Source organism: Akkermansiaceae bacterium (assembly GCA_024233115.1).
GTDB lineage: Bacteria > Verrucomicrobiota > Verrucomicrobiia > Verrucomicrobiales > Akkermansiaceae > Oceaniferula.
In genome coordinates, this window is the sequence record JACKQB010000002.1 from 535,103 (window position 1) to 559,272 (window position 24,170).

The window sequence follows — 24,170 nt, forward strand, 5'->3', positions numbered from 1 at the left end:
AATAATTGGTGATTACTGGACGCTCTTACCAGCTTTACGGCGGATGCGTTCGCCAACATAACGGACACCTTTGCCTTTGAAGGGCTCTGGTGGGTAATAACGGCGGACCTCAGCGGCAAACTGACCGACGGCCTGCTTATCGATCCCCTCCACCTTGATATTGGTGTTGGCGTCAACAGTGACGGTAATCCCTTCTGGAATCGGGTGCAGGATCGGGTGGCTCTTACCGAGGCTCAGGTCGAGTTGCTGGCCATTGACGGCAGCACGGAAACCGACACCCTGAATCTCAAGTTGTTTGACAAAGCCGTTGCTGACACCTTCGATCATGTTGCTGATGAGACTGCGGGAGGTTCCGTGCAGTGACTTGTGTCGGCGTTGCTCGGAGGCGCGCTTGACGGTGACGGTGCCGTCGGCCTCTTCAAGAGAGATGCCTTCGGGCATGGTCCACTCGAGTTTTCCCTTAGGTCCTTCGACGGTGACTTTACCGGCGGCATCTGACTTGATGCTGACTTTCTCAGGGAGTGTGATTTCTTTTAATCCAATACGTGACATGGTATTATCCTTCTAGGTTAAATGGGTTGATGAATGATTGCCAGGGTCTGGATTACCAGACGAAAGCGAGGAGTTCACCGCCGAGTTTTTCCCTGCGTGCAGCTGTTCCGGTCTTCAACCCTTTGGAGGTGGAGACGATGGAGATGCCGAGGCCATTGAGGACACGCGGGATTTCCCCCGCACCAACATAGCGGCGAATCCCTGGTTTGGAAACGCGCTTGAGATCTGTGAGAACGGCTGTGCCGTTGTCGGAGTATTTGACCTTCACCTTGAGCTCAGGAAACTTGCCGGTGGTATCCACCTCGTAGTTCCAGATGTAGCCTTCATCCTGGAGGATCTTGGCGATGGACTCCTTCATTTTGGAATGAGGGGCGGTGAAGCTTTCGTTGCCTGCGCGTGATGCGTTTTTCAGACGGGTAAGAAAGTCAGAGATTGGGTCGCTTAAAACTGCCATAGTGCTTGTAATTCTTTAAATGGTTTAATGGATGCTCCGATGGTTAGGCAGCGTCGTCGGCTTTCTTGTTGTCACGGAAAGGCATGCCGAGTGCCTTGAGAAGGGCACGGCCTTCGTCATTCGTGTTTGCCGAGGTGACAAAGATGAGGTCGAATCCAAGCTGGCGCTTGATTTTATCGAGCTCAATCTCAGGGAAAATCGCTTGATCGTTGATTCCGAGGGCGTAGTTGCCGCGGCCATCAAAGCTCTTTGGAGTAATTCCACGGAAGTCGCGGATGTTGGGAGCGGTGATGTTGATGAAGCGGTCGAGAAATTCCCACATGTGGTTGCCACGGAGAGTGACGCGGGCACCGACGGCCTCGCCTTCACGGACTTTGAAGTTGGCTACACTCTTGCGGGCATAGGAGATGCTTGGTCTCTGGCCGGTGATCTTGCTGATATCCTCGATGGCGTCCTCCACCGCTTGCTTGCGGTCTGAGGCAGAGCCAACGTGGGTGGTGACAACGATTTTTTCCAGGCGTGGAACCTGATGCGGATTAGCGTATCCCAGCTCCTTCTTGAGGGCGGGAACGACCTTGTCTTGGTAGTAGGTCTGTAATGTTGGTTTCATAATTGCGGGTCAGCTTGTTGGTTTGTAGTCGCTTAAGCGCGGGTTGGATTGGAGAGAATAAGAGTTAAATCTTTTTAACGTTGGAGATGGCGATCGGGCCGTCTTGTTCGAGGATACCGCCGTCGGGGTGTTGCTCGGACTTGCGGATGGCCTTTTTCATGACGCGGGCACCTTCAACGATGACCTGGCCTTTGGTGGCGTTCACTTCGAGAACAGTGCCGCGCTTTCCTTTATGGTTGCCGGCAATCACTTCGACTTCGTCGCCTTTGGTTACGTGTGTTTTAGAACGCATGGTAAAATTCGGTTGATGGGTTGATTAGAGAACCTCGGGTGCGAGGGAAACGATTTTCATATACTTCTTGTCACGCAACTCGCGGGCAACGGGTCCGAAAATACGGGTGCCTTTGGGGTTGCCATCTTTATCGATGATAACGATTGCGTTGGTGTCGAAGCGAAGCACGGAGCCGTCTGCACGGCGAACCGGGTAGGCGGAACGCACGACCACGGCCTTGACGACCTCGCCTTTTTTAATGCTAGCGGTCGGGATCGCCTCACGGATGTGAGCGGTGATGACATCGCCGACGCGAGCCACCTTGGTGCGCTTGCCGATGACGCCAATCATCTTGGCGACGCGGGCGCCGGTGTTGTCGGCGATCTGAACTTTGGATTCCATCTGGATCATGGCGGAGAGTAGTTATAAGTTGTGAGTTATTAGTTGAGTAGCCAGTGCCGCCTGGTGACGGCATTGGATAAGAATTAGTGGGTCAGCACCTCTTGGAGCTTCCAGCACTTTTTCTTGGAAATGGGCCTGGTTTCGATGATGCTGACTTTGTCGCCTACTGCGGCATCGCCATTTTCATCGTGTGCGTAGAATTTCTTGGAACGCTTGATGATCTTCTTGAAGCGTGGGTGTGGCACACGGTTGGTGTATTCCACAACGATGGTTTTATCCATCGAGGTAGAGATAACGATGCCTACGCGGGTCTTGCGGAGACCGCTTGTTTTGGTTTCGGATTCGCTCATGATAAAATGATGTTAGATGGTTGTTATTACGAGCTTAGCCCTTGAGGCGACGCTGCGAGAGGATGGTTTGCACGCGGGCGATTTCCTTACGGACGAGGTTACGGCGTGAGGTATTCTCCAGCTGTCCGGTAGCCTGCTGGAGACGCAGGTTGAGTGACTCCTGTTTAAGGTCACGCAGACGGCTGGTGAGCTCCTCAGTGGTGAGCTCGCGGATTTCTGTGATTTTGGTCTGGGCCATGGCTTGGAAATGTTGAATTTTGAATGGTGAATGGTGAATTCTTTTAGCCGTGGTTTCCACGGACAATGAAGCGGGTTGGCACACCGAGCTTGTAGGAAGCGAGACGCAGTGCTTGTTTCGCGGCTGTTTCTGAAACGCCTGCGACTTCGAAAAGCATCGTACCGGGGCGGATCACGGCGACCCATGCCTCGACAGCACCTTTACCTTTACCCATGCGGGTTTCCGGTGGACGTCCAGTGATGGACTTATGAGGAAAGACGCGGATCCAGACTTTTCCTTTACGCTTAAGTTGACGGTTGATGGCAACACGGCAGGCTTCAATCTGACGGTTGGTCATCCATCCGCGACCGAGGCACTGAAGGCCGAAGTCGCCGAAGCTCACGGTATTTCCGCGCTGGGCGTTTCCTCCTCGGTTTCCGCGCATTGACTTGCGGAACTTCACTCTTTTGGGCATTAATGGCATGGTATTATCCTCCTATTTAAATTGATGATGATTCTGGGAAACAATCGCTGTATCAGGTTCTAGCGATTGTTGTTATTGCGATCGTTGCGGTCGCGGCGTTGGCCTCCACGTGGACGGCCGCCTCCACCACCTTGCTGTTCTTTTTCTTCCTTCTTGTTGATCCAGCACTTCACGCCGATGATACCATAGACGGTGGATGCTTCTGCAAAACCGTAGTCGATGGGAACACGGAGCGTCTGAAGGGGCACTGTTCCCTCGCTGTACCACTCGGCACGGGCGATGTCAGCACCACCCAGGCGACCACCGCAACGGACGCGGATACCTTCGGCACCGAACTCCATCGCTGTCGCAACGGCACGTTTCATGGCGCGGCGGAAAGCAATACGGCGCTCAAGCTGCACGCAGATGTTTTCTGCGACCAACTGGGCGTCCAGCTCGGGCTTGCGGATCTCGAGAATGTCGATCTTGACCTGGCAACCACCGCAGAGGGCTGAAATCTCGTTGGTCATTCTCTCGATCTCAGAGCCTTTACGACCGATGACAAGGCCGGGGCGGGCTGTCGAGAGGGTAACGCGAACGCTGTTCCAAGCCCGTTCAATGATCACCTTGGCAATGCCTGACATGTGCAGGTGCTTCTTGATGTATTTACGGATCTTGAGGTCCTCGTGAAGGTTGTCGGTGTATTCTTTTCCAGTGGCATACCACTTGGAGCGCCAGTCCTTGGAGACGGCGAGACGGAATGAGATAGGATTGATTTTCTGGCCCATGATTTAGAAGTTTGAGTTTTGAGTGTGTATTGTTGAGTGGTTTAGTCGGCGGCTTTGTCTTCAGCCGGGGCTGCGTCCTCGACGACTGCCTCCGCCGTCACCTCTTCGACTTGCTCGGGAGCGGCCTCTTCTTTTTTCTCCTGTTTAGGAGCGGCCTTCTTTGGCTTGGAAGTGTTGCTACGCTTCTTTGGCTTGGTGGAGCGCTCGCGCGGCTCGGGGATCTCGACTTCGTCGGTCAGGACGATGTAAAGGTGGCTGGTGCGTTTACGGATGGCACCTGCTGAACCCCGGGCGCGTGGCTTGAAGCGTTTGAAGGTGGGGCCGTCACCGACGGTTGCCTCCTTAACCGTAAGGTCATCAGCGATGAGCTCGTGGTTGTTCTCGGCATTAGCGACAGCACTTTTCAGTGTCTTGCCGACAAGCTGGGCAGCTTTGCGGGGGGTATAAGCGAGCGCATCAAGGGCGTCTGAAACAGGCATGCCTTGAATGGCTCGGGCAACATCACGGGCCTTCTTAGGCGAGATGCGGGCGTATTTGTAAGTGGATTTAACTTCCATCGGTCTAGTTGTTTAAAAAGTGAATGTTTATCGTTGGGTGGTCTTAACGGATGCGATGTCGCCTGCGCGAATTGAATCCTCGGGGTCGTCGAGTTGCGTTGGCAGCACACCGCTGAAGTCCTTGCGGACATCGGCGACGATGGCTTCCGCCACCTTTCGGTTGCCACGCATGATGGCGAAAGTCATACCGCGACGAACGGATTGATTCTCACCTGCATTGATCACAAGCATGCCGCTTTCGGCGTCGATGCTAACAATTTTTGCGTGTTGCAGACTGCCTTGGGCAATGTGCGGGCGCGGGTTCTGCCTTAATCCGAGCGCTACGTCAAGCTCTCGTATTGAAGTTTCTAAACGAACACGTGCATCGGGGTCGGCGACGATGGCGGTACGGAGGTATTCGCGCAGGTCTGCCATGAGTCTTAACGACGCATTTTCCGTGGCACGGTAACGTTTATCGAGGACTTCAGCATTTTTAACCGCTTCCAGAATGGAATCCTGGCCGCCATTGAGCAGATTGTCGCCAAGGGCCGCAAAGCGTAGACGTAGATCATTGAGGCTCTTGTTAAGTTCGGCCTCGCGCTTTTTGGAAGCGGCGAGGTCGCGTGCAAGCACCTGTGATTGGCCCTGGGATTTTCTAAGCTGGAGTTCGAGCTGGCGGATCCGGCGATCCTTGTCCCCCTCCCCGGCGTTCTCAGCCACACAAGCACCACCGGCACCGAGGAGAAAAACTCCGGCGAGGGCTGAGGTGATATGTGCGTTGAGTTGCATGAGGATGCGGGCTGTCAGATGCCGGTTATCGCAGGTTATCGTTTACCGATACCGCCGTGTGCCTTGAAGATACGTGTCGGTGAGAATTCACCAAGCTTGTGGCCGACCATGTTCTCGTTCACGTAGACGGTCACGAATGACTTGCCGTTATGGACGTGGAATGTATGGCCAACGAAGTCGGGAGTAATCACGGATTTGCGACTCCAGGTCTTGATGGGCTTTTTATCTTTGCTGGCTTCGGCTGCATCGATTTTGGCAAGCAGTTTCTGGTCAACGAAGGGGCCTTTTTTGAGTGATCTTGGCATGATGGATTAGTAATTGGTGATTAGTAATTGATGATAGTGTCCAGCTTACTTCTTCTTGCGACCGGAAACGATGAACTTGTTGCTCGGCTTGTATTTCTTACGGGTTTTCTGACCCTTGGTGTGGCCCCATGGGGAAGTGAGGTGCTGACGACCACCACCTGACTTGGACTTACCCTCACCACCGCCGTTGGGGTGGTCAACCGGGTTCATACACATTCCGCGCACTGTCGGGCGGATGCCCTTCCAGCGGCTGCGGCCTGCTTTTCCGGAGACCTCGTTCATGTGGTCGCGGTTGCCGACCTGGCCGATGGTGCAGTAACAGTCCTGGTTAAACTTGCGGATTTCACCGGAAGGCATCTTGACCAGGGCGAAGCCACCGTCCTCACGGTTGGAGAGAATGGCTTGCTGACCTGCGGAACGGGCGATCTTACCGCCTGTGCCTGGAGTCATCTCGATATTGTGGATGGCCGTTCCAAGGGGAACGTTCTTGAGTTTCATGGCGTTACCGACTTTGGGAGCGGCGGTTTCGCTTGAAATCACGGTATCTCCGACAGCCAGGCCAACTGGGGCGAGGATGTAGCTTTTTACACCGTCCTGATAATTGAGCAGTGCAATGCGGCAGGTGCGGTTAGGATCGTATTCGATACTTTCGACAGTGGCCGGCACGTCCACCTTGGTGCGTTTGAAGTCGACAAGACGATACTTGCGCTTGTGGCCACCACCTTTATGGCGGCAGGTGATCCGGCCCTGGTTGTTACGTCCACCGCTCTTTTTAAGTGGGCGGGTGAGGCTTTTTTCAGGGGATGTCTTGGTAATCTCCTCGTAGCTTGGCCACTCTTTGTAGCGGTTGGAAGGAGTTACAGGTTTGAATTTTTTAAGAGGCATGATTCGCTATTGGGTTCGATGTTATCGTTTTTCAGCGGGAATGGTTACGCTATCCGGGATTAGACGAGATCGAGGTTCTCGCCGTCCTTGAGACGGACAATGGCTTTTTTCCAGTGTGCGGTGCGGCCAGCGTCAGCGCGGCGGTTGCGCTTCTTCTTGCCCTGGCAGTTCAAGGTGCGCACGGTGGCAACTTTCTTGCCGAAGAGTTGTTCGATGGCACGCTTGACGTCGAGTTTGTTCGCATTGCGATCAACCTTGAACACGTATTCGTTGTTCTCCTCCTGAAGGAGGGTGGCTTTCTCACTGATGAGAACGGTGTCGATGACTTGGTAGATGTCTTTCATGGTGATGAAATAGTTAGTGGTTTAGGCAGTACGGCGTGCGAGGGTTTCGTAGGCGTCCTCCACGAGGATGACGGTGTCGGCGCGGAGAAGCTGCTCGATGTTCATTTCTGAAGCGGTGATGAGCAGAACGTTCTGAACGTTACGACCGGCCAGGTAGGTTTTATCGTCGAAGCTTTCAGCGACAACGAGGACGTTACGGGCCTCGGTGAGAGCCTTGACAGCGGCAACGAATGACTTGGTCTTGCCGTCTTCGACGGAGAAGCTTGGGACAGAGATGACGCACTCGGCACTGATCATGTCACCAAGGACTTTGCGAAGCGCAAGCTTGCGTGTTCCCTTGTTGACAGTTTTAGCGTATGAGCGGGGACGGGGACCGAAAACGATTCCACCACCACGCCACACGGGGTTTTTGGTAGTGCCTGCACGGGCGCGGCCTGTGCCTTTTTGTTTCCAGAGCTTTTTGTTCGAGCCCTTGACTTCACCACGGGTCTTTGTGCAAGCGGTTCCGCTACGGCGGTTGGCACGGTAAGCCGTGATGAGATCGTGAACAGCCTGGTCACCTTTGTGACCTTCGATCACCTGGATGTTAGCTGCTTTCGCGTCTGCGATTGAGAGTGTTTTAGACATGATATTGAGTTATCAGTTATTGGTTATCAGTTAATGGGGAAAGCTTGAGGCGACGGGTGTCACCAGTCAGATTACTTGGCTGTCTTTTTAACTGCGGGGCGGATGACGACGTAGGCACCTTTGTGACCGGGAACGGCTCCGGAGACGAGGATCACATTGTCTTCAGGGCGAACCTGAACGATTTTGAGGTTTTGAATCGTGCGGTTGTAAACACCGTGACGACCTGGCATCTTCTTGTTTTTCCAGATACGGCCGGGCCATGTGCCTGCACCGACACCACCGGGACGACGGTGCATCATGTGGCCGTGGGAGTCAGGCTGTCCGGAGAAATTGTAACGCTTAACAACGCCCTGGAAACCTTTACCCTTGGTGGTTCCGATTGCATCCACCCACTGGCCGGCTTCGAAAAGCTCAGCACCCGGGTGGGCTGCTTTTGTGTCAGGGAGATCGGCGTCGCTCTCGAAACGGAATTCTTTAACGAGCTTCTTCGGTGATGCGCCAAACTTGTTGAAGTGACCGCGCTTAGGGAGGTTGAGGCGGAATTCCTTCTGGTCGTCATAGCCAACCTGGACGGCGGAGTAGCCGTCCGTCTCGGTGGTTTTGACCTGGAGAAACTCGTTACCAGCAACGTCGATGACGGTGACGGGGATGGAGGTGCCGGCCTCTACGTCGAAGACGCGAGTCATGCCGACTTTCTTTCCTAGTAGTCCTAGTGCCATGGTATTTTGGGATTAGTGATTAGTAAATTTGTGATTGGTGGGTATCTGGGTCGGCTCAGATGCGGATGGCGATGTCGACACCGGCAGGAAGGTTGAGCTTTTTGAGCTCGTCCACGGTGCGTGCTGTTGGATCGACGATATCCAGCATACGCTTGTGCGTACGGATCTCGAACTGCTCAGCAGACTTTTTGTTCTGGTTGACGGAACGGTTCACGCTGAACTTCTCAATGCGGGTAGGCAATGGAATGGGGCCAGCGACTTTGGCTCCTGTGCGTTTAGCGGTCTCGACGATCTCCATAGCGGACTTGTCGATGGCGCGGTGATCATAGGCGCGGAGGCGGATTCTGATTTTCTGCTGTTGCATATCGGATTAGTGTTAGAGTTGTTTAGAGGATGGTTGGTTTGGGTTCGCCAGCCGTATTAGCTAGCGTATGCGTAGTCATTGGTGAGGGCGTCCACAACGGCTTGTGGGACTTGCTCAAAGCTGGATGGTTTCATGGTGTAGTCGGCACGACCACTGGAAAGGGTTCTGACGGCTGTGGAGTAGCCGAACATCTGCGCAAGGGGCACCACGGCCCTGAGCACCGCGTGGGTGGGTTTGTTCTCGATTTCCTGGATCTGGCCACGGCGGCGGTTCAAGTCGCCCATGATGTCGCCTTGGCATTCTTCAGGAGTGGTGACTTCGACCTCCATGACGGGTTCGAGAAGAATGGGACCGGCTTTCTGGAAGGCATCCCTCATACCCAGGATGGCTGCCATTTTGAATGCATTCTCGTTAGAATCGACATCGTGGTATGAGCCATCGGTGATATTGACGTGGACATCGACCACGGGGTATCCCGCGATGACGCCGTTGGTCATGGATGTGCGCACCCCGGCCAGCACAGCGTTGATAAATTCTTTGGGAATGGCACCCCCGACGACCAGGTTGTCGATGGTGAGGCCCTTGCCTTTTTCGCCGGGAGCGACATCGAGGATGACGTGTCCGTATTGGCCGCGGCCGCCGGACTGCTTGACGAGTTTACCCTCGCCGCTAGCGGCTTTTGTGATGGTTTCGCGGTAGGCAATCTGGGGTTTGCCCACACCGCACTCGACCTTGAACTCGCGCTTCATGCGGTCGACGATGACTTCGAGGTGAAGTTCTCCCATGCCGGAAATAATGGTCTGGCCGGTTTCCTCGTCGGTTTTCACAACAAAAGTGGGGTCTTCTTCGGAGAGGCGGGCAAGGGCAACGGCCATCTTATCCTGATCCACCACAGTCCTGGGCTCCACAGCCATGGAGATGACGGGTTCGGGGAAAATTGGCGGCTCGAGCATGATGTCGAACTTTTCCTGGCAAAGTGTATCACCGGTCTGGACATTCTTGAGGCCGACGATGGCGGCGATGTCGCCGGAGTAGCAGGTCTCGATGTCCTCGTGTTTGTCGGCGTGCATCTTGATCAGGCGACCGATGCGCTCTTTTTTACGGGTGCGTGGGTTGTAGACCATATCCCCCTTGGAGATGGTGCCTGAGTAGACGCGGAAAAAGATCAGCTTGCCGACATATTTGTCTGCCCACAATTTGAAGGCCAGTGAGCAGAAGGCGGCGTTGTCGTTGGTCTCAGCGTGGACCACCGCCTCGTGGTCATCAGCCTGCTGGCCTTGGGCAGCGGGAATATCGAGAGGGCTTGGCAGGTAATCGGCTACGGAATCCACCAGGAACTGGACACCTTTGTTCTTGAAAGCAGAACCTCCGGCGACCGGCACAACCTTGTTGGAAATGGTGGCCCGGCGGAGAGCGTTTTTGATATCTTGTGTGGTGATTTCCTCTTCCATGAGGAATTTCTCCCCCAGCAAATCGTCGCAATCACAGAGAATCGACACCAGTTCCTCACGAGCTGATTCAGCTGTCGCGAGGAGATCGCCTTCAAGGTCTTTAATATCAAAGGTGGACCCCATGGCATCGTCATCCTTATAAATGACGGCTTTCATGTTCACCACGTCGATCTGACCGGTCAGGTTTTCCTCGGCACCGATCGGGATGAGTATGCGGACTGCCTGGACACCGAACTTTTTCTTAACTTCACGAAAGACGTTATCAAAGTTGGCGCCGGTGCGATCCATCTTGTTGACAAACACGATACGTGGAACACGGTATTTATCGGCTTGACGCCAAACGGTTTCGGTTTGCGGTTGTACTCCGGCGACACCGCAAAAGACAACGATGGCTCCGTCGAGAACGCGCAGGGAGCGCTCGACTTCGGCGGTGAAGTCCACGTGGCCGGGAGTGTCGATGATGTTGATACGCTGTTTCTGGCCTTCGAAGAGTTTGAATACCCCCTCGTTAGGATGCTGGACCCACTCGCAGGTAACGGCAGCAGAGGTGATGGTGATACCACGCTCGCGCTCTTGCTCCATGTGGTCGGTGACCGTGGCTCCGTCATGCACCTCCCCGATCCGGTGGATCATGCCGGTGTAAAACAGAATCCGCTCGGTGAGCGTGGTCTTGCCGGCGTCAATGTGCGCAGCAATCCCAATATTCCGCGTACGCTCCAGAGGATATGGGCGTTTGGGATGATTGGGATTCGTGCTCATGACGGAAGGAATTGGGGCGATCTAGAAAAAAGAAAAACCGCTGGCGGTTTGAAATTACCAGCGGAAGTGTGCGAAGGCGCGGTTGGCTTGGGCCATCTTGTGCATATCGTCGCGTTTGCGAACGGCATTGCCCTGGTTGTTGGCAGCGTCTTTGATCTCGTTGGAGAGCGCAACGTGCATAGGGGTGCCTTTTTTGCTGCGGGCAAAATTGACGAGCCAGCGCATGGCGAGGGATTCCGAGCGACCGGCATCCACTTCGAGAGGGACCTGGTAGGTAGCACCACCGACGCGGCGGCTTTTCACCTCGACGCGTGGTTTGGCATTCTCAAGGGCGCGGGTCACCACCTCGAGAGGATCGACAGTGTCGGTTCCTTCGTTGGCTTTATCGATGGCGGCGTAGACAATGCGCTCCGAGAGAGAACGCTTTCCGTCACGCATGACCTTGCTGATGAGCTTTCCGACTACGGGGCTATCGTAGCGGGGGTCCCGGGTTTCGGGGCGGTTATAGACTTTTTTACGGCGAGCCATGGTATTTTAAATGATTGGTTAGTTAAAATGAACGAATGAATACTTGATTACTTCTTCGGACGCTTGGTTCCGTACTTGGAACGTGCCTGGGCACGCTTATCAACGCCGAGGGTATCGAGGGCGCCACGGACGATGTGATAACGAACACCTGGAAGGTCCTTCACCCTACCACCGCGAACGAGCACGATGGAGTGTTCCTGAAGGTTGTGTCCCTCACCACCAATATAGGCGATGACCTCCTGGCCATTGGTAAGACGAACCTTGGCCACCTTACGGAGAGCGGAGTTAGGCTTCTTGGGCGTGCGGGTCATGACCTGAAGACAGACGCCACGGCGTTGCGGGCAGCTGTTTAGGGCACGTGACTTGGACTTGGTCACTGGCGTTTTGCGTCCTTTGCGGACGAGCTGGTTAATTGTAGGCATATTCCTGCGTGGTTTTAGTTGAGATTTCTAATTGTTCTGATTTGAAAATTGGAGAGTCGTGGCTGATGAACCCCCTTTTGACGGGAGGATTGTAATTTGTCAGCTGGTGGGAAAACTAGAAAACCACCGAGGTGCGCCCAAGAGGCACGAGGTATATTAAGTGACCTCGAAAACCGCCTCTTATCCGGAGCTACCCGATAGTTTAACTGCTTTCCTGCAGCTTTCTTCTTTGTATTCCAGCCCTTTGTTTTCTCGCAAGGCTGCGGCGAGGGGCGGCGAATATACAAATCAAACCCCCTCTGGCAAGCCGTATTTGGATTTTTTTTGATTTATTTTCAAAACCACGGGAAATCCTGCCAAAAACAGGTAGTCATTCTCACACATAAGCCGATTTTCAAGAGCGGCAGACCATCAGGCTGAGTCAACTCTCTCTAAAATACCCTTGAATACCCACCCATACCAGAGCCAACACAACGCAACGGCGAAATCCCCCCCGGCATTACGCAACGGCAAACTGCGGATTGCCGATGGAAATGGTAGCAGGAGGGAGATTTGAACTCCCGACCTAAGGCTTATGAATCCTCCGCTCTACCCCTGAGCTATCCTGCCATTTCCAATTCTGCCGAAAACTGATATTGCGGCGCGGGGCGGAATTAAATCCCCCGCCCCGAATTGTCGAATAAAAAATAGCACAAAAATCACATATTTCTCAATCAAAGGTTGCCAAATGCTCACAATCCGCTAGTTACACGCCGCCGCATTAATAATCCGGCGGCCATCAAACCAGAAAACAAAGCAATGTCAGACCTCTCTCTCTATAGAAACATCGGTATCTTCGCCCACGTGGACGCCGGTAAAACCACCACCACAGAACGCATTCTCAAACTCACGGGGAAAATCCACAAACTCGGTGAAGTCCATGAAGGTGAATCCACCACCGACTTCATGGAGCAGGAGGCAGAGCGAGGCATCACCATCCAGTCCGCTGCGGTCAGTTGTTTCTGGCCAGGCAGTTCGAACCAGTGGGGCAAAACCCCCTACCGCTTCAATGTCATTGACACTCCCGGCCACGTTGATTTCACCGTGGAAGTGTACCGTTCCCTCAAAGTCCTTGACGGCGGCATCGGCGTTTTCTGTGGCTCCGGCGGTGTCGAGCCCCAGTCCGAGACAAACTGGCGCTACGCAAACGACTCCAAGGTCGCACGTGTCATCTTCGTCAACAAGCTCGACCGCACAGGAGCCGATTTCTACCGCGTGGTTGGCCAAATCAAAAACATACTCGCCGCCAAACCCCTGGTGATGGTTCTCCCTATCGGCATCGAGGACAACATGGTCGGGGTGGTCGACCTGCTCACCCGCAAGGCCTGGGTCTGGGATGAAACCGGCCAGCCAGAAAACTACAGCATCCAGGACATCCCCGCCGACATGGTGGACAAGGTCGAGGAATACCGCGCCCAGCTCATCGAGACCGCGGTGGAACAGGATGACGAAATAATGATGGAATACCTCGAAGGCAACGAGCCAAGCATCGAGGACCTCAAGAAGTGCATCCGCAAGGGCACCATCGCCCTGGATTTCTTCCCCACCTACTGCGGCTCCGCCTTCAAAAACAAGGGCGTCCAAGTCCTGCTCGACGCCGTGGTCGACTACCTCCCCTCACCGACCGAAGTCCCGCCTCAGCCCGAGGTCGACCCGGAAGGCAACGACACGGGTAAATTCGCCATCGTCGACCCCAACGGCCCGCTCCGTGCCCTTGCATTCAAGATCATGGACGACCAGTATGGCGCGCTTACATTCACCCGTGTTTACTCCGGCAAACTCGAAAAAGGCGCCACCATCCTCAACTCCTTCACCGGCAAGACCGAGCGTATCGGCCGTATCGTTGAAATGAGTGCCGATGACCGTATCGAACTTGATGGTGCCCAGGCTGGCGACATTGTAGCCCTCGTAGGCCTCAAAAACGTGCAGACCGGTCACACTCTCTGCGACAAGGACAATCCCGCGACCCTCGAGCCCATGGTGTTCCCGGACCCTGTGATCTCCATCGCCGTTGCACCGGTTGACAAAGCCAACGCTGAAAAACTCGGCACCGCCATCGGCAAGATGGTCAAGGAGGACCCGACATTCGTTGTGGAAACCGACCAGGACTCCGGCGAGACCATCCTCAAGGGCATGGGCGAGCTTCACCTCGATATCAAGGTGGACATCCTGAAACGCACCCACAAGGTCGAGGTCATCGTCGGGAAACCGCAGGTTGCCTACCGTGAAACCATCACCAAGCGCGTTGAAGACTCCTACACCCACAAGAAACAGTCCGGTGGCTCCGGTCAGTATGGTAAGATCGACTACATCATTGAGCCGCTCGATCCGGAAGCAGGCGTCGATTTTGAATTCGAATCCAAAGTGGTTGGTGGTAACGTTCCCAAGGAATACTGGCCTGCCATTGAAAAAGGCTTCAAGACGTCCAAGGACGTTGGTGTTCTCGCCGGCTTCCCCTGCCTGAACTTCAAGGTGACCCTGGTCGACGGTGCCCAGCACGCAGTGGACTCCTCCGCAATCGCGTTCGAGATCGCCGCCAAGGCCGCTTATCGCCAGACCATTCCCAAGGCCGGCCCCCAGATCCTTGAGCCGATCATGAAACTCGACGTCTTCACTCCCGAGGACAACGTCGGTGACGTCATCGGTGACCTGAACCGCCGTCGCGGTATGATCAAGGAGCAGGAGGTCACGCCCACCGGTATCCGCGTGAAGGCGGACGCCCCGCTGAGCGACATGTTCGGCTACATCGGCGACCTGCGCACCATGACCTCCGGTCGTGGCCAGTTCTCCATGGAGTTCTCCCACTACGCGCCTTGTCCGAAGAACGTGTCCGACGAGGTCATCGCCGAGGTCAAGAAACGCGAGGAGGAAAAGAGGAAGTAAGCTTCCCCGAATCCAACCCATTTACCAAGCACCGGCTCGAACGAGCCGGTGCTTTTTTGTGAATGGTAGGACAGCTTTTTAAGCTGTCGGCAAACTAAGCACACATCCTGCCGACAGCTTAAAAAGCTGTCCTACTTGAGGAGCTTCCCAAACACCCGTGAGTCGCGGCCACTGGCGAGTAGTTGCTGGTGACGGCTTGGCGGGATCTGATCGGCGGATTGTTCGCTGTAGCCCAGCTGCTGGAAAAAGCCGGCGGCCCGGTTGGTGAGGGCGAATACCCGGGGGATGTTTTCCCGGCTGGCTTGTTGCTCTGCGTAATGCACCAACTCGCGGGCATAGCCGAGCCCTTCGTGTGCCTGTTTGACATAGAGGCAGGCGACCTCCGCCGTATTCTCACCGGGATAGCGGTAGAGGGCTACCGAGCCAACCACGTTGCCATCGATGTCCATCACCGAGTAGTCGTTGATTCTTTTTGCCACAGCGGCAAAATCCCGGGGTACGAGATGGGCGTTCCTGACGGACCGGCCGATCATTCCCAACAGTTCGACGATATCCTCCTCGCGCAGCGGGCGGATGGTGCGATAGCTATCGGCGTACACCATGGTGCCCACACCTTCGTTGGAAAACAGCTCGCTGAGCAGGACCCCGGGGACACTGCCATCGAGTACATGCACACGCGGTATTCCCGACAGGCAGGCCGCTGCGGCTGAGCGCAGCACCTGGGGCTGGGCGTCCGAGACATCAGCGGCGCGAATCGCCCCCGTGGGTAGCGAGTCCCCCGCCCCGCGGAGCAGGATGAGCTTTTTAGCACCGATGGAATGGGCAAACCCGGCCACCGTGTCAGACAAGGGATTTTCCCCGGTAAGATCGGCTATGGCAACCTGGCCCCGCTTGATGGTTGCCGTAATCGGTCCGGGTGAACAGAGGTCGGAAACCTCTTCCACACTCAGCTCCACCTCGGCGGCCCGGTCCAACAGGTCGTCCGTACTATGGACCGTACTGCCGATCACGAGTTGCACACCGATGTTCTGAAGGGTGACGAGATCGAGCATCGTTTCCGCGAGCGCGGGCACGGGAGCATCCACCACCATGACAAATACCTTGCCACGGAATTGTGGCACATATTGCAAAAGACCTCTGACATCTCCCCAGGACATGATTGAATGGTGAATTTAGAATAGTGGATGGTGGATGGTGGATGGACTCCTGCTAGTGGAGGTGGAGGGCCGAGCGGTGGGCTTGTTCGGGGACGAGGGATTTCCATGTTTCGTCGCCTTCGGCAATCATTCTCTGGATATCGCGTCCGGTGTACTTGAGCAGCCCTTTGTCGCCACACGGAATCGGATGGATCTTGCCGTTCTCGCGGAAGTGCTGGTAGAGGTGGTCGAGATTTTCAGGGGTCTTGAAATTGTCCGCCGTGACAAGCTCCCCGGATTTTCTGTTTCCCCATGGATAAACGTAGAGTGAGAGCTCGTGTTTGAACAGCCGGCCGAAGGATTCGAGGATGCCGCCAGCCAGATTCTTCGACCACTTGGCCTTGAAGAGCTCATTGAGCAGACCGATGCTGAGGACGATGCCGATGGGGCTGGTGGTGTACCGGCTCAGGTAGGTGGCGATGCGGTGGAACTCGGGGCAACGGGAAACGAGCACGGTTTTGCCAAGCGCTTGCAAGGCATCGGCCCGGTCCAGGAATGCCAGGTGGTCGATTTCACCGCCCTCCCCTTTTGCTCCTTTGCGCAGCAGGTTGTTCATCGATATCTCGCAGAGTTCCACGGTATTGGCCTGCCTGTCTGCGGGTAGGAATTTGTTAAACTCCTCGCGCGTCTGGCTGAGCATATCAAGGTGCAGGTTGGTGACCGGGTCAAAACTACCACGGAGCAGCACGATGGATTTTTTATAAAGTGCCTCGGCAGGCTGGACCACCTCGCCGTTAGGAAGGAACATCGCCGCATCTGTTAGTCCGCTGGTAACCAGTTGCAAGTGACAGAGACGGTTATCTATCATCTTGAATCCCTCGCCACTGAACTTGAGCATATCGACTTCGACACGGTCATGGGTCAGGCCATCCATCAGGGACTCGACAAAAAGCGACAAGTGCTCACGGTGATAGAATGCCGCGTAGATGAGATTCACCCCGATGATGCCGAGCGCCTCCATTTGATCAACGTTTTCCTGATCGAGCAGGCGGATATGGATGAGTATCTGGCACGGGGCCTCCCCCGGCTTGAGCTGGAGACGAACGCCTAACCATCCATGGCACTCGCCGGTATCCTTGTAGCCGCGTGCACGCACGGTGTTACTGAAACTGAAAAAACAGGATGTACCACCACGCTTTGTATGTAAGCGTTCCACCAGCAGGTCATACTCATACTCGAGCATGGCGTTGAGGCGGTCACGTGACACATAACGCTCGGCCTTGCCATAAATGGCATCACTCATGGTCATATCATAGGCGGAGATGGTTTTTGCCATGGTACCCGCTGTTCCGGAAGCCCGGAAAAACCAGTTCGCCACCTCCTGACCCGCCCCGATTTCCGCAAAGGTTCCGTATTTCTCTTCGTCGAGGTTGATCCGGAGTGCTTTATCGTACGTTGAGGGGATTTCTCGTGTATTCATCAGGAAAATCAGGAAAGTCTATTTACCGTCCTTCGACTTGTCTTCGGCGGGCGTGGACTCACTTTCTTCATCTGCACTAGGGCGCACCCAACCGCTTTGGAGGTATTCGTTGATATACACCTGGTTTTTGGCGACACTGTCCTCGGGATAACTAATCTTAATGGTAGCCGCTACTGAACCGCGGTTGCGCAGGTCACCTAACATCCTCATCAATGCAGGTGATTCCTTGTCGATATATCCATAAATCGCCCTATCTGAATCCGGGTGCTCGAGACGGACGGCAACCCACTTGTTATCGTCATCAAAGAGTCTGTTATAATAACTATCCAACGAGCAGTGGACGCGCACCTCTACCGGATCGATGGGTCGTTTCTTAAAAAGATCCTCCCATGGCATGGCGGACCAGGCCACCCAGCTTTCCCAGTCGACCTTATACCCGTCCGGAGTGTTTTCGAGCGCGATTTGCTTGATTGAGTAGTCATTGAGCCTGACGGCCATGGAAGCCATCACACCTTTGACCGTAACCCGTCCGCCGTAACCCACGTCTTTTGCTCCGGGAGTCTCCCATTTTTCCTGGGCATACCACGCGCGCATGCGCGGGACCGTAACCTCCGGAGTACGCACGAGGGCTTCCAGTTCGGCTGGAGTCTTGGCATTCAGATATTGGCGCACAACAGCCTCGGCATCGGTAAGGACGCTCATACCGGTCTTCACCGAATCGGCTATTTCCTGTTGCCGCCTTTTCTCCTCATCGGTCATTTGATCCTCATCGATGGTAAGAGGCTCGGTGGATGCGTCACTGGGCAGGCTGGCCACCGGATCTGCCGGCGGGTCGTCTTTGTCAATGGAGTCGATCACAAGCCATGCACCGATACCGACCACAGTAAGACCTAACAGAGAACCTGCCACGATCCACATCATGGGGTTATCAGGTGCCTCCGGCTTGGTGCTGGGTTTCCGCTCCCATTCCAATCCCGCTTGCGGAAGTTGTTTCTTTCTGCGCACCCTCTTCTGGCCGTCCGGACCAGACAAGGCGGGTTGTGCTGCCGGCAGGGTATCCTCCTTGGAAAGAGGTCTGGAAACGATTGGCTTGTTTGACTTTTTATCCCTGGGTTGGGGAACCAGCGTCTTCGGTGCATCATCATTGGTGACCCTGACAGGCACCCTTTTACTTTCGGCTCCCGGAAGGTTCAGCAGATAGTGGCAGGCAGGGCAGATGACACCGGCACCATCGTGGTCTTTAGGCACGCGAAACACAAATCGACAGACCGGGCAAACCAGTCCGGCCCATGTTCGTTTTTTTGTTGTAGCAGGAGGCACGGCAAAACGATGTTCCAGCAGCTGGAAAAGTGCAAGCAAGCAGTTTGACTGATTTTACCGAACCGCCCACTGGCTACTGGCCACCGGCCACCGGCTACCGCCCACCGCCCACTGGTCTCCGTTCGAGCCTACTCTTCGTGTATCTCGATACGCCGTGGCATGTCGAGCAGGATGGCCGCATCTTCATCAGCCTTATCCAGCTGATCGAAGTTCATGCCGCCGTCGCTCCGGGCCGACTGCATGTCCTTGGGCGCAAAATCGGGTTGTTCAGTCCCGTAGGGGTCCTGCCCGAGAAGGAGGGGCTCCCTGGGCTGGATGGGGATGGCATGAGACCGGGCAACCTTGGTCGCTTGCGCCCCATAGATGTGGTTGTCTCCTAGATTGGGGGATGCCATACCGTGGACATCACAATAACCGGTTGGCTCGGTTCCTTTGATAAAGTATTCGCTGATCGTGGTTGCATTATAGGACTCCGCACCGCTGAGGGCATCACGTTTATATTCCTGGCAGTAGCGTGTCTTGCGCAAGCCGGAGCTGGTGCACACGTCAAGCTGCACAATCCCTTCGGGAGGAGTGATTGGGGTGCCTGCAAAATCAACGGAGGCCACTTTCATCGCCTTTACCCAGGCGGGCATGACTGTTTCACGACTAAATGCGCCAGGATAAATATCGCTCCGGTCTCCGCTGAGAAAACCCATCCAGACGCCGCATGTGACCCGGCTGTTATAACCGATAAACCAATTATCGGCAAAGTCATAGGTGGTTCCAGTTTTACCGGCGAGCGAGTCATCGCTGGGCAGGGCCGCAATCCCGTCCTCCCCCGTGCCGTTACGTAGTGAGCTCTTGAGCATACTGTGCATGAGGAAAGCCGTTTGTTCACTCACAATACGCTTGGTAGCCGTTGTGGAATGTGTGTTGCTGTTAGCCGTGTAACGTGCCGTTCCCGATGAATCGATGATACGGTCGATAAAGAAGGCCGGCTTTAGCGCAACCCCTTTGTTGGCAAACACGGAATAGGCGCGGACAATCTCAGGGAGGGATACGTCATCGGTTCCCACCAACATACGGGCAAGCAGTTTGGTTTCAGGAAATGACAGGCCAAACTTGCGTGCTGTCTCCATCACCGTTCCGAGGCCCAGTTTTTTACCCAATCTAACGGAAGCTGCGATTTTGGAAACCTCCAGGGCTCTTCGCAGGCTGATATCCCCCTCATATTGGGGACTCAGGGTTTCCATCCCCCACTCACCGAGAATACCTTCCCGGCCATCCACCATGACCACCCGGTTATCCATCGGCCGGTCTATGGCCCTGGAAACAGTCGACATTTGATTTTCCAATGCCGCGGTGTAGATGAAGGGGAAAAAGGCCGTCCCTATCGGTTTGCGTCCCGACTGCACAAAATCATATTGGCTGTGGCTGAAATCACGCCCGCCGACATAAGCGAGGACGGATCCGTTCGAGTTATCGACCATCAACCCCGCTCCTTGGAGGTATTCAGGGCTGCCATCCTCCTTGCGATACGACTCGTAGAGAGGGTGCTTGTACCCTTGCCTGGCTTCGGCGGCGGCGAGCTGCTTGAGCATCCCCTGCTCCATCGCTTGTTGAATATCCAGATCGATGGTGGTGTGAATCTGGAAACCACCTTGTGTTAGAGCGTCTTCACCGAGACGTTGGCGGACCGCGCTGGCAATGCGCTCGTAGAGGTGCGAGGTCCCGCGGCGAATGGGTTGGGGGTTTACCACTACCGGTGCGTCTCGTAGTTTTTCTCCTTCGGCCGCAGAAATGAACTCCTCCTCCACCATCCTCCGCAACACCTGGTCGCGGGCCTTTTTATTTTCCTCAAGGCTGTTGAGCGGGGAAATCCTGGTCGGGTTTTTGATACAGCCGACCAATGAAGCGCACTCACTTGTTGTCAGGTCACGCGGCTCCTTGCCAAAATACCCGAGCGAGGCAGACCTGATGCCATAGTAACCGCTACCAAATGGAATACGGTTCAGATAGAACTCGAGAATTTCGTATTTGCCGTATGCCTCCTCGATACGCAGGGCAAGGAAAGCCTCCACCGCTTTCCGCTCGAGGCCACCCTCACCCCGCTTGTCCGCCTCCTCTTTGAGGTGGAAGGCGTTACGAGCCAATTGCTGGGTGAGTGTACTGGCACCCTGGGTCTGTCGGCCTGCCTTGAAGTTAAGCCACACTGCACGCACCACACCAATGCGATCAACCCCGTCGTGTTCGAAAAACCGCTGGTCTTCACCTGCGACCAGAGCATCGATCAGCGTCTGGGGCACATCCTTGATGCTGATCTTGTCGCGGTTCTCGACAAATATACGACCAATCTCCCGGCCTTTCCGATCAAGGATCAGGCTTTTCACCTCGACGTCGTCAATTTTAGTCAGGTCGTATGTCGCGGCACGCTCCTTGAATGGTTTGGTTTTTATTTCAAAAACGAGATAGCCTGCACCGCAAGCCAGCAGTCCTAAAATGAAGAGATAAACCAGCCATTTGAGCTTGAAGAATCTTCTTTTGCGGCGCTTGTTGCCAGTGCCAACGCGCTGACTGCTTGTATTGGAACGCTTATTACCCATTATCTCATTTTTTCAATGGTGGAGGAATCATCACAAGGACCTGCCCCCCCTCACCCCGGCGGGGATCACTCTTCATACCCTCAGATGGGGTCGAAGGCAACACCCGCTTTTGTGGAAACGAAGAGCCCGTTGTCAGAGAAAATACGGTCCCGTATTTCGGCAAACGGACCAATACGCTTCCGCGACTACATGGCGATGGCATTGTATGATCCGGAGTTTGGCTATTACGCATCGCCAACCCAGCGCGTTGGCAGGCAGGGCGACTTTATCACCAGCGTCAGCGTAGGGCGTTGTTTTGGACTCATTCTAGCGAGAAGACTCATGGCATTCTGGGAGGAAAGCGGAAAACCAGAGGCATTTCACATCATCGAACCTGGGGCGCACGACGGTGCCCTGGGGGCCGATATTCTCGAGGAAATCAAACGCTGCTCGCCCGACTGCTACAACGCGGTGCACTATCACCTGGTCGAGGTTAGCCGGTCATTGAGGGAAGCCCAACAGGCGACGCTCGGCCCGCGGTTTGATGGGAAATTCTCCTGTCGGACCACCCTGTCTGAAATGGGCGGCTTGCATGGAGCTGTCATTTCCAATGAGCTGATTGACGCCTTCCCGGTAGACCTCATCCGTTTTGAAAATGGCGGCTGGGTGCAGCTGTTGGTTCACCACGAGGGAGATGCCGGCAGGCCACTTCGGTTCATCAGTGCCGAACTCCAGGATCGCGGGCTGCAATCGTTCTGTGCTTCGCTGGGCAACCAGTTTCCCGATGGCTACACCACCGAATACAGTGCAGGTATTGGAAAGTTTGTTAGTGAGGCTGCGGCGGCACTTGAGTCGGGTCTGTTCATCACCATCGACTACGGCCATGGCTCGGATGATTATTACCATCCTGACCGAAGCGAAGGTACGCTCCAGACCTATCACCAGCACCGGAAATCGGACAACCCTCTCGAATTTCCAGGGGAAATTGATATCACCTGCCACGTTGATTTCACCCGACTCGAAAAGGCGGCCGTATCGGCGGGCTTCAAGAACCCGCGGCTTCAAACCCAGGCAAGCTACCTAACAAACCATGCCAGAGACTGGTTGATCGGCCTTGAATCAGCTCCTGGCGCCGATGATGCTGCGCTGCTCCGCCAATTCCAGACCCTGACCCATCCAGCCATGCTGGGTACCCGATTCCTGGTGCTGGAAATGACCAGGGGATAAAAAAGATACGTTATGACGATAATTGTCACTGCTATGTTTTGACAAGTTAAGCGACTCCCTCTAAATGCCCGCCATGGCGAAGCAACGTATTCTCGTATCAGATCCCATTTCGGACAAAGGTGTCGAACTGCTCAGCAGTCATCCGGACCTTGAAGTTGATGTCAACACGGGCCTTAGCCCTGAGGAGCTCATCAAGATCATTCCTTCCTATCATGGCCTGATCATCCGCTCCCAGACCAAGGTGACCGCTGAGGTGCTCGCCGCGGCCACCGAACTGAAGGCGGTTGGCCGCGCCGGTGTGGGCGTCGACAACGTCGATCGTGACGCCGCCACCAATCACGGCGTGATCGTCATGAACACACCTACCGGCAACACCATTTCCACCGCCGAGCTGGCCTTCACCCTGATGCTTTCCGCCGCCCGCAACATCGGCCCAGCCCACGCTGAAGTGCTGAAGGGGAACTTCGCCGCTGCCCGCAAAGCATTCGGAGGCATCGAGTTGAACGGAAAACGCCTCGCCGTCATCGGTATGGGACGTATCGGCGCCGAGTTCGCCAAACGTGCGCAGGCATTCGGGATGCACGTGGTCGCCTACGATCCGTTTCTCACCCAAGCCCGTGCCGACCAGCTCAAAATCGAGCTCGCCAGCAGCCCCGACGAGGCTCTCACGGGTGCCGACGTCGTCACACTTCACGTCCCGCTCACAGACAGCACACGGCACATTATCAATGCCGGGCGCCTCGCGCTGATGAATAAAAATGCCTTGGTCATCAACTGTGCCCGGGGTGGCCTGATCGACGAACCTGCGCTGAAAGCGGCCATCGATTCCGGCCACATCGCCGGTTGTGGACTGGACGTCTACGAGGATGAGCCGCCTGCCGCGGACCACCTTCTTTTTGACCGGCCCAAACACGTCTCCTTCACCCCCCACCTCGGCGCATCCACCATCGAAGCCCAGGAAAATGTGGGTATTCAAGTGGCTGAACAAATCCGCGACTTCCTCGCAACCGGCGAGATCCGCAACGCGATCAACATGCCCTCACTCGACGCCGCCGCACTGGCGGAGATCGGTGGCTACCTTGACCTTGCCAAATCCCTGGGAAAATTCATCGCCAAACTGGGGCCGGTGAATCCAGACTCCCTGCGGGTCTCCTACCACGGGGATATCGCGGAAAAAGACACCTCTCTGATTTCCCGCACGGTGCTCACCGGATACCTCGAAGCCGCCCGTCCTGACGGCCAGGTCAATATTGTCAACTCCCCTGCCGTCGCCCACGATATGGGGCTGGAGCTGATCGATTCCGTCATCAATGCCAAAACCGAGTACAGCGAGCTTATCGTTGTCGAACTCAGCAAGGATGGTGAAAAATTCCGCGTCGCCGGCACAATCATCGGTCAAACACCCCGGATCGTGGAAATCGACCGCCTTTTCGTCGATACCAACATCAGCGGGCATTTCCTGATCGTCCGCAACGACGACCGCCCAGGCATCGTAGGCCTCGTCGGAACCGCGCTCGGAGACGCCGGACTGAACATCGCCAACCTCTCCCTGGCCCGCAACCAGTCACTCGGTGTGGCACTCAACGTGATCGAGCTGGATACGGCTCCAGACGCCGCTTTCATCACAAATCTGGCCTCCAAGCCGGGTGTGTTGTCGGTAATCGCCGTCGAAATCTAGAAAATTG

The 24,170-nt window shown here is 55.3% G+C and carries 27 protein-coding genes and 1 tRNA gene; 3 read left to right on the forward strand and 25 right to left on the reverse strand.

Features of this window, described 5'->3' with window-relative positions; all coding sequences use genetic code 11:
• Positions 1-12: 12 nt before the first annotated feature.
• From rplF to H7A51_06545, 21 genes are all read right to left on the reverse strand, one after another.
• Positions 13-552, reverse strand: a complete 540-nt coding sequence (gene rplF / locus H7A51_06445; GenBank protein ID MCP5535859.1) for a 50S ribosomal protein L6 — start codon at positions 550-552, stop codon at positions 13-15.
• A gap of 52 nt (positions 553-604) precedes the next feature.
• Positions 605-1,006 (reverse strand): 30S ribosomal protein S8, encoded by a 402-nt coding sequence (gene rpsH, locus H7A51_06450; GenBank protein MCP5535860.1) that lies wholly within the window; start codon positions 1,004-1,006, stop codon positions 605-607.
• Between the two features lie 43 nt (positions 1,007-1,049).
• A complete protein-coding gene (gene rplE, locus H7A51_06455; GenBank protein MCP5535861.1) occupies positions 1,050-1,616 on the reverse strand; it encodes a 50S ribosomal protein L5 in 567 nt (188 codons plus the stop codon).
• A 64-nt stretch (positions 1,617-1,680) separates the two neighbouring features.
• Positions 1,681-1,908 (reverse strand): 50S ribosomal protein L24, encoded by a 228-nt coding sequence (locus H7A51_06460; protein ID MCP5535862.1) that lies wholly within the window; start codon positions 1,906-1,908, stop codon positions 1,681-1,683.
• A gap of 24 nt (positions 1,909-1,932) precedes the next feature.
• Complete coding sequence (gene rplN, locus H7A51_06465) at positions 1,933-2,298, reverse strand: 50S ribosomal protein L14 (protein MCP5535863.1); 366 nt, start codon at positions 2,296-2,298, stop codon at positions 1,933-1,935.
• Between the two features lie 74 nt (positions 2,299-2,372).
• Positions 2,373-2,639, reverse strand: a complete 267-nt coding sequence (gene rpsQ / locus H7A51_06470; protein MCP5535864.1) for a 30S ribosomal protein S17 — start codon at positions 2,637-2,639, stop codon at positions 2,373-2,375.
• A gap of 34 nt (positions 2,640-2,673) precedes the next feature.
• Positions 2,674-2,877, reverse strand: a complete 204-nt coding sequence (gene rpmC / locus H7A51_06475; GenBank protein MCP5535865.1) for a 50S ribosomal protein L29 — start codon at positions 2,875-2,877, stop codon at positions 2,674-2,676.
• Positions 2,878-2,920: 43 nt separating this feature from the next.
• On the reverse strand, positions 2,921-3,340 hold the full coding sequence (rplP, locus tag H7A51_06480; protein ID MCP5535866.1) for a 50S ribosomal protein L16: 420 nt from the start codon (positions 3,338-3,340) through the stop codon (positions 2,921-2,923).
• A gap of 59 nt (positions 3,341-3,399) precedes the next feature.
• Positions 3,400-4,107, reverse strand: a complete 708-nt coding sequence (gene rpsC / locus H7A51_06485) for a 30S ribosomal protein S3 (GenBank protein MCP5535867.1) — start codon at positions 4,105-4,107, stop codon at positions 3,400-3,402.
• 41 nt (positions 4,108-4,148) lie between these two features.
• On the reverse strand, positions 4,149-4,664 hold the full coding sequence (gene rplV, locus H7A51_06490) for a 50S ribosomal protein L22 (GenBank protein MCP5535868.1): 516 nt from the start codon (positions 4,662-4,664) through the stop codon (positions 4,149-4,151).
• A 27-nt stretch (positions 4,665-4,691) separates the two neighbouring features.
• Positions 4,692-5,432, reverse strand: a complete 741-nt coding sequence (locus H7A51_06495; protein MCP5535869.1) for a hypothetical protein — start codon at positions 5,430-5,432, stop codon at positions 4,692-4,694.
• Positions 5,433-5,467: 35 nt separating this feature from the next.
• Complete coding sequence (gene rpsS / locus H7A51_06500; GenBank protein MCP5535870.1) at positions 5,468-5,737, reverse strand: 30S ribosomal protein S19; 270 nt, start codon at positions 5,735-5,737, stop codon at positions 5,468-5,470.
• Positions 5,738-5,782: 45 nt separating this feature from the next.
• Positions 5,783-6,622 (reverse strand): 50S ribosomal protein L2, encoded by an 840-nt coding sequence (gene rplB / locus H7A51_06505; protein ID MCP5535871.1) that lies wholly within the window; start codon positions 6,620-6,622, stop codon positions 5,783-5,785.
• Between the two features lie 59 nt (positions 6,623-6,681).
• Positions 6,682-6,966: a 50S ribosomal protein L23 gene (rplW, locus tag H7A51_06510; protein ID MCP5535872.1), complete on the reverse strand. Its 285-nt coding sequence runs from the start codon at positions 6,964-6,966 to the stop codon at positions 6,682-6,684.
• A 21-nt stretch (positions 6,967-6,987) separates the two neighbouring features.
• A complete protein-coding gene (gene rplD / locus H7A51_06515; protein MCP5535873.1) occupies positions 6,988-7,596 on the reverse strand; it encodes a 50S ribosomal protein L4 in 609 nt (202 codons plus the stop codon).
• Positions 7,597-7,664: 68 nt separating this feature from the next.
• Positions 7,665-8,312: a 50S ribosomal protein L3 gene (gene rplC, locus H7A51_06520; protein MCP5535874.1), complete on the reverse strand. Its 648-nt coding sequence runs from the start codon at positions 8,310-8,312 to the stop codon at positions 7,665-7,667.
• A 55-nt stretch (positions 8,313-8,367) separates the two neighbouring features.
• Positions 8,368-8,676, reverse strand: coding sequence for a 30S ribosomal protein S10 (gene rpsJ, locus H7A51_06525; GenBank protein MCP5535875.1), 309 nt, complete (start codon positions 8,674-8,676; stop codon positions 8,368-8,370).
• A 56-nt stretch (positions 8,677-8,732) separates the two neighbouring features.
• Positions 8,733-10,886 carry an elongation factor G gene (fusA, locus tag H7A51_06530; GenBank protein ID MCP5535876.1) on the reverse strand — a complete coding sequence of 718 codons (2,154 nt, stop codon included), beginning with the start codon at positions 10,884-10,886 and terminating at the stop codon, positions 8,733-8,735.
• A 54-nt stretch (positions 10,887-10,940) separates the two neighbouring features.
• On the reverse strand, positions 10,941-11,414 hold the full coding sequence (gene rpsG / locus H7A51_06535) for a 30S ribosomal protein S7 (protein ID MCP5535877.1): 474 nt from the start codon (positions 11,412-11,414) through the stop codon (positions 10,941-10,943).
• Between the two features lie 47 nt (positions 11,415-11,461).
• A complete protein-coding gene (locus H7A51_06540; GenBank protein MCP5535878.1) occupies positions 11,462-11,836 on the reverse strand; it encodes a 30S ribosomal protein S12 in 375 nt (124 codons plus the stop codon).
• A 534-nt stretch (positions 11,837-12,370) separates the two neighbouring features.
• Positions 12,371-12,445, reverse strand: a tRNA-Met gene (locus H7A51_06545).
• Between the two features lie 189 nt (positions 12,446-12,634).
• Between H7A51_06545 and H7A51_06550 the strand changes: the two genes are divergently transcribed.
• A complete protein-coding gene (locus H7A51_06550; GenBank protein MCP5535879.1) occupies positions 12,635-14,758 on the forward strand; it encodes an elongation factor G in 2,124 nt (707 codons plus the stop codon).
• Between the two features lie 131 nt (positions 14,759-14,889).
• Here the strand turns inward: H7A51_06550 and H7A51_06555 are convergent, their stop codons facing one another.
• The 4 genes from H7A51_06555 to H7A51_06570 all read right to left on the reverse strand — a co-directional run bounded on the left by H7A51_06555 (position 14,890) and on the right by H7A51_06570 (position 21,279).
• Complete coding sequence (locus H7A51_06555) at positions 14,890-15,915, reverse strand: GNAT family N-acetyltransferase (GenBank protein ID MCP5535880.1); 1,026 nt, start codon at positions 15,913-15,915, stop codon at positions 14,890-14,892.
• A gap of 52 nt (positions 15,916-15,967) precedes the next feature.
• Positions 15,968-17,374 (reverse strand): TonB-dependent receptor, encoded by a 1,407-nt coding sequence (locus H7A51_06560; protein MCP5535881.1) that lies wholly within the window; start codon positions 17,372-17,374, stop codon positions 15,968-15,970.
• A gap of 18 nt (positions 17,375-17,392) precedes the next feature.
• The gene (locus H7A51_06565) at positions 17,393-18,622 is read right to left on the reverse strand and encodes a hypothetical protein (GenBank protein ID MCP5535882.1); all 1,230 of its coding nucleotides are present in this window, start codon (positions 18,620-18,622) and stop codon (positions 17,393-17,395) included.
• Positions 18,623-18,822: 200 nt separating this feature from the next.
• Positions 18,823-21,279, reverse strand: coding sequence for a transglycosylase domain-containing protein (locus H7A51_06570; GenBank protein MCP5535883.1), 2,457 nt, complete (start codon positions 21,277-21,279; stop codon positions 18,823-18,825).
• Between the two features lie 111 nt (positions 21,280-21,390).
• Between H7A51_06570 and H7A51_06575 the strand changes: the two genes are divergently transcribed.
• On the forward strand, positions 21,391-22,485 hold the full coding sequence (locus H7A51_06575; GenBank protein MCP5535884.1) for an SAM-dependent methyltransferase: 1,095 nt from the start codon (positions 21,391-21,393) through the stop codon (positions 22,483-22,485).
• 73 nt (positions 22,486-22,558) lie between these two features.
• On the forward strand, positions 22,559-24,163 hold the full coding sequence (locus tag H7A51_06580) for a phosphoglycerate dehydrogenase (GenBank protein MCP5535885.1): 1,605 nt from the start codon (positions 22,559-22,561) through the stop codon (positions 24,161-24,163).
• Positions 24,164-24,170: the final 7 nt, after the last annotated feature.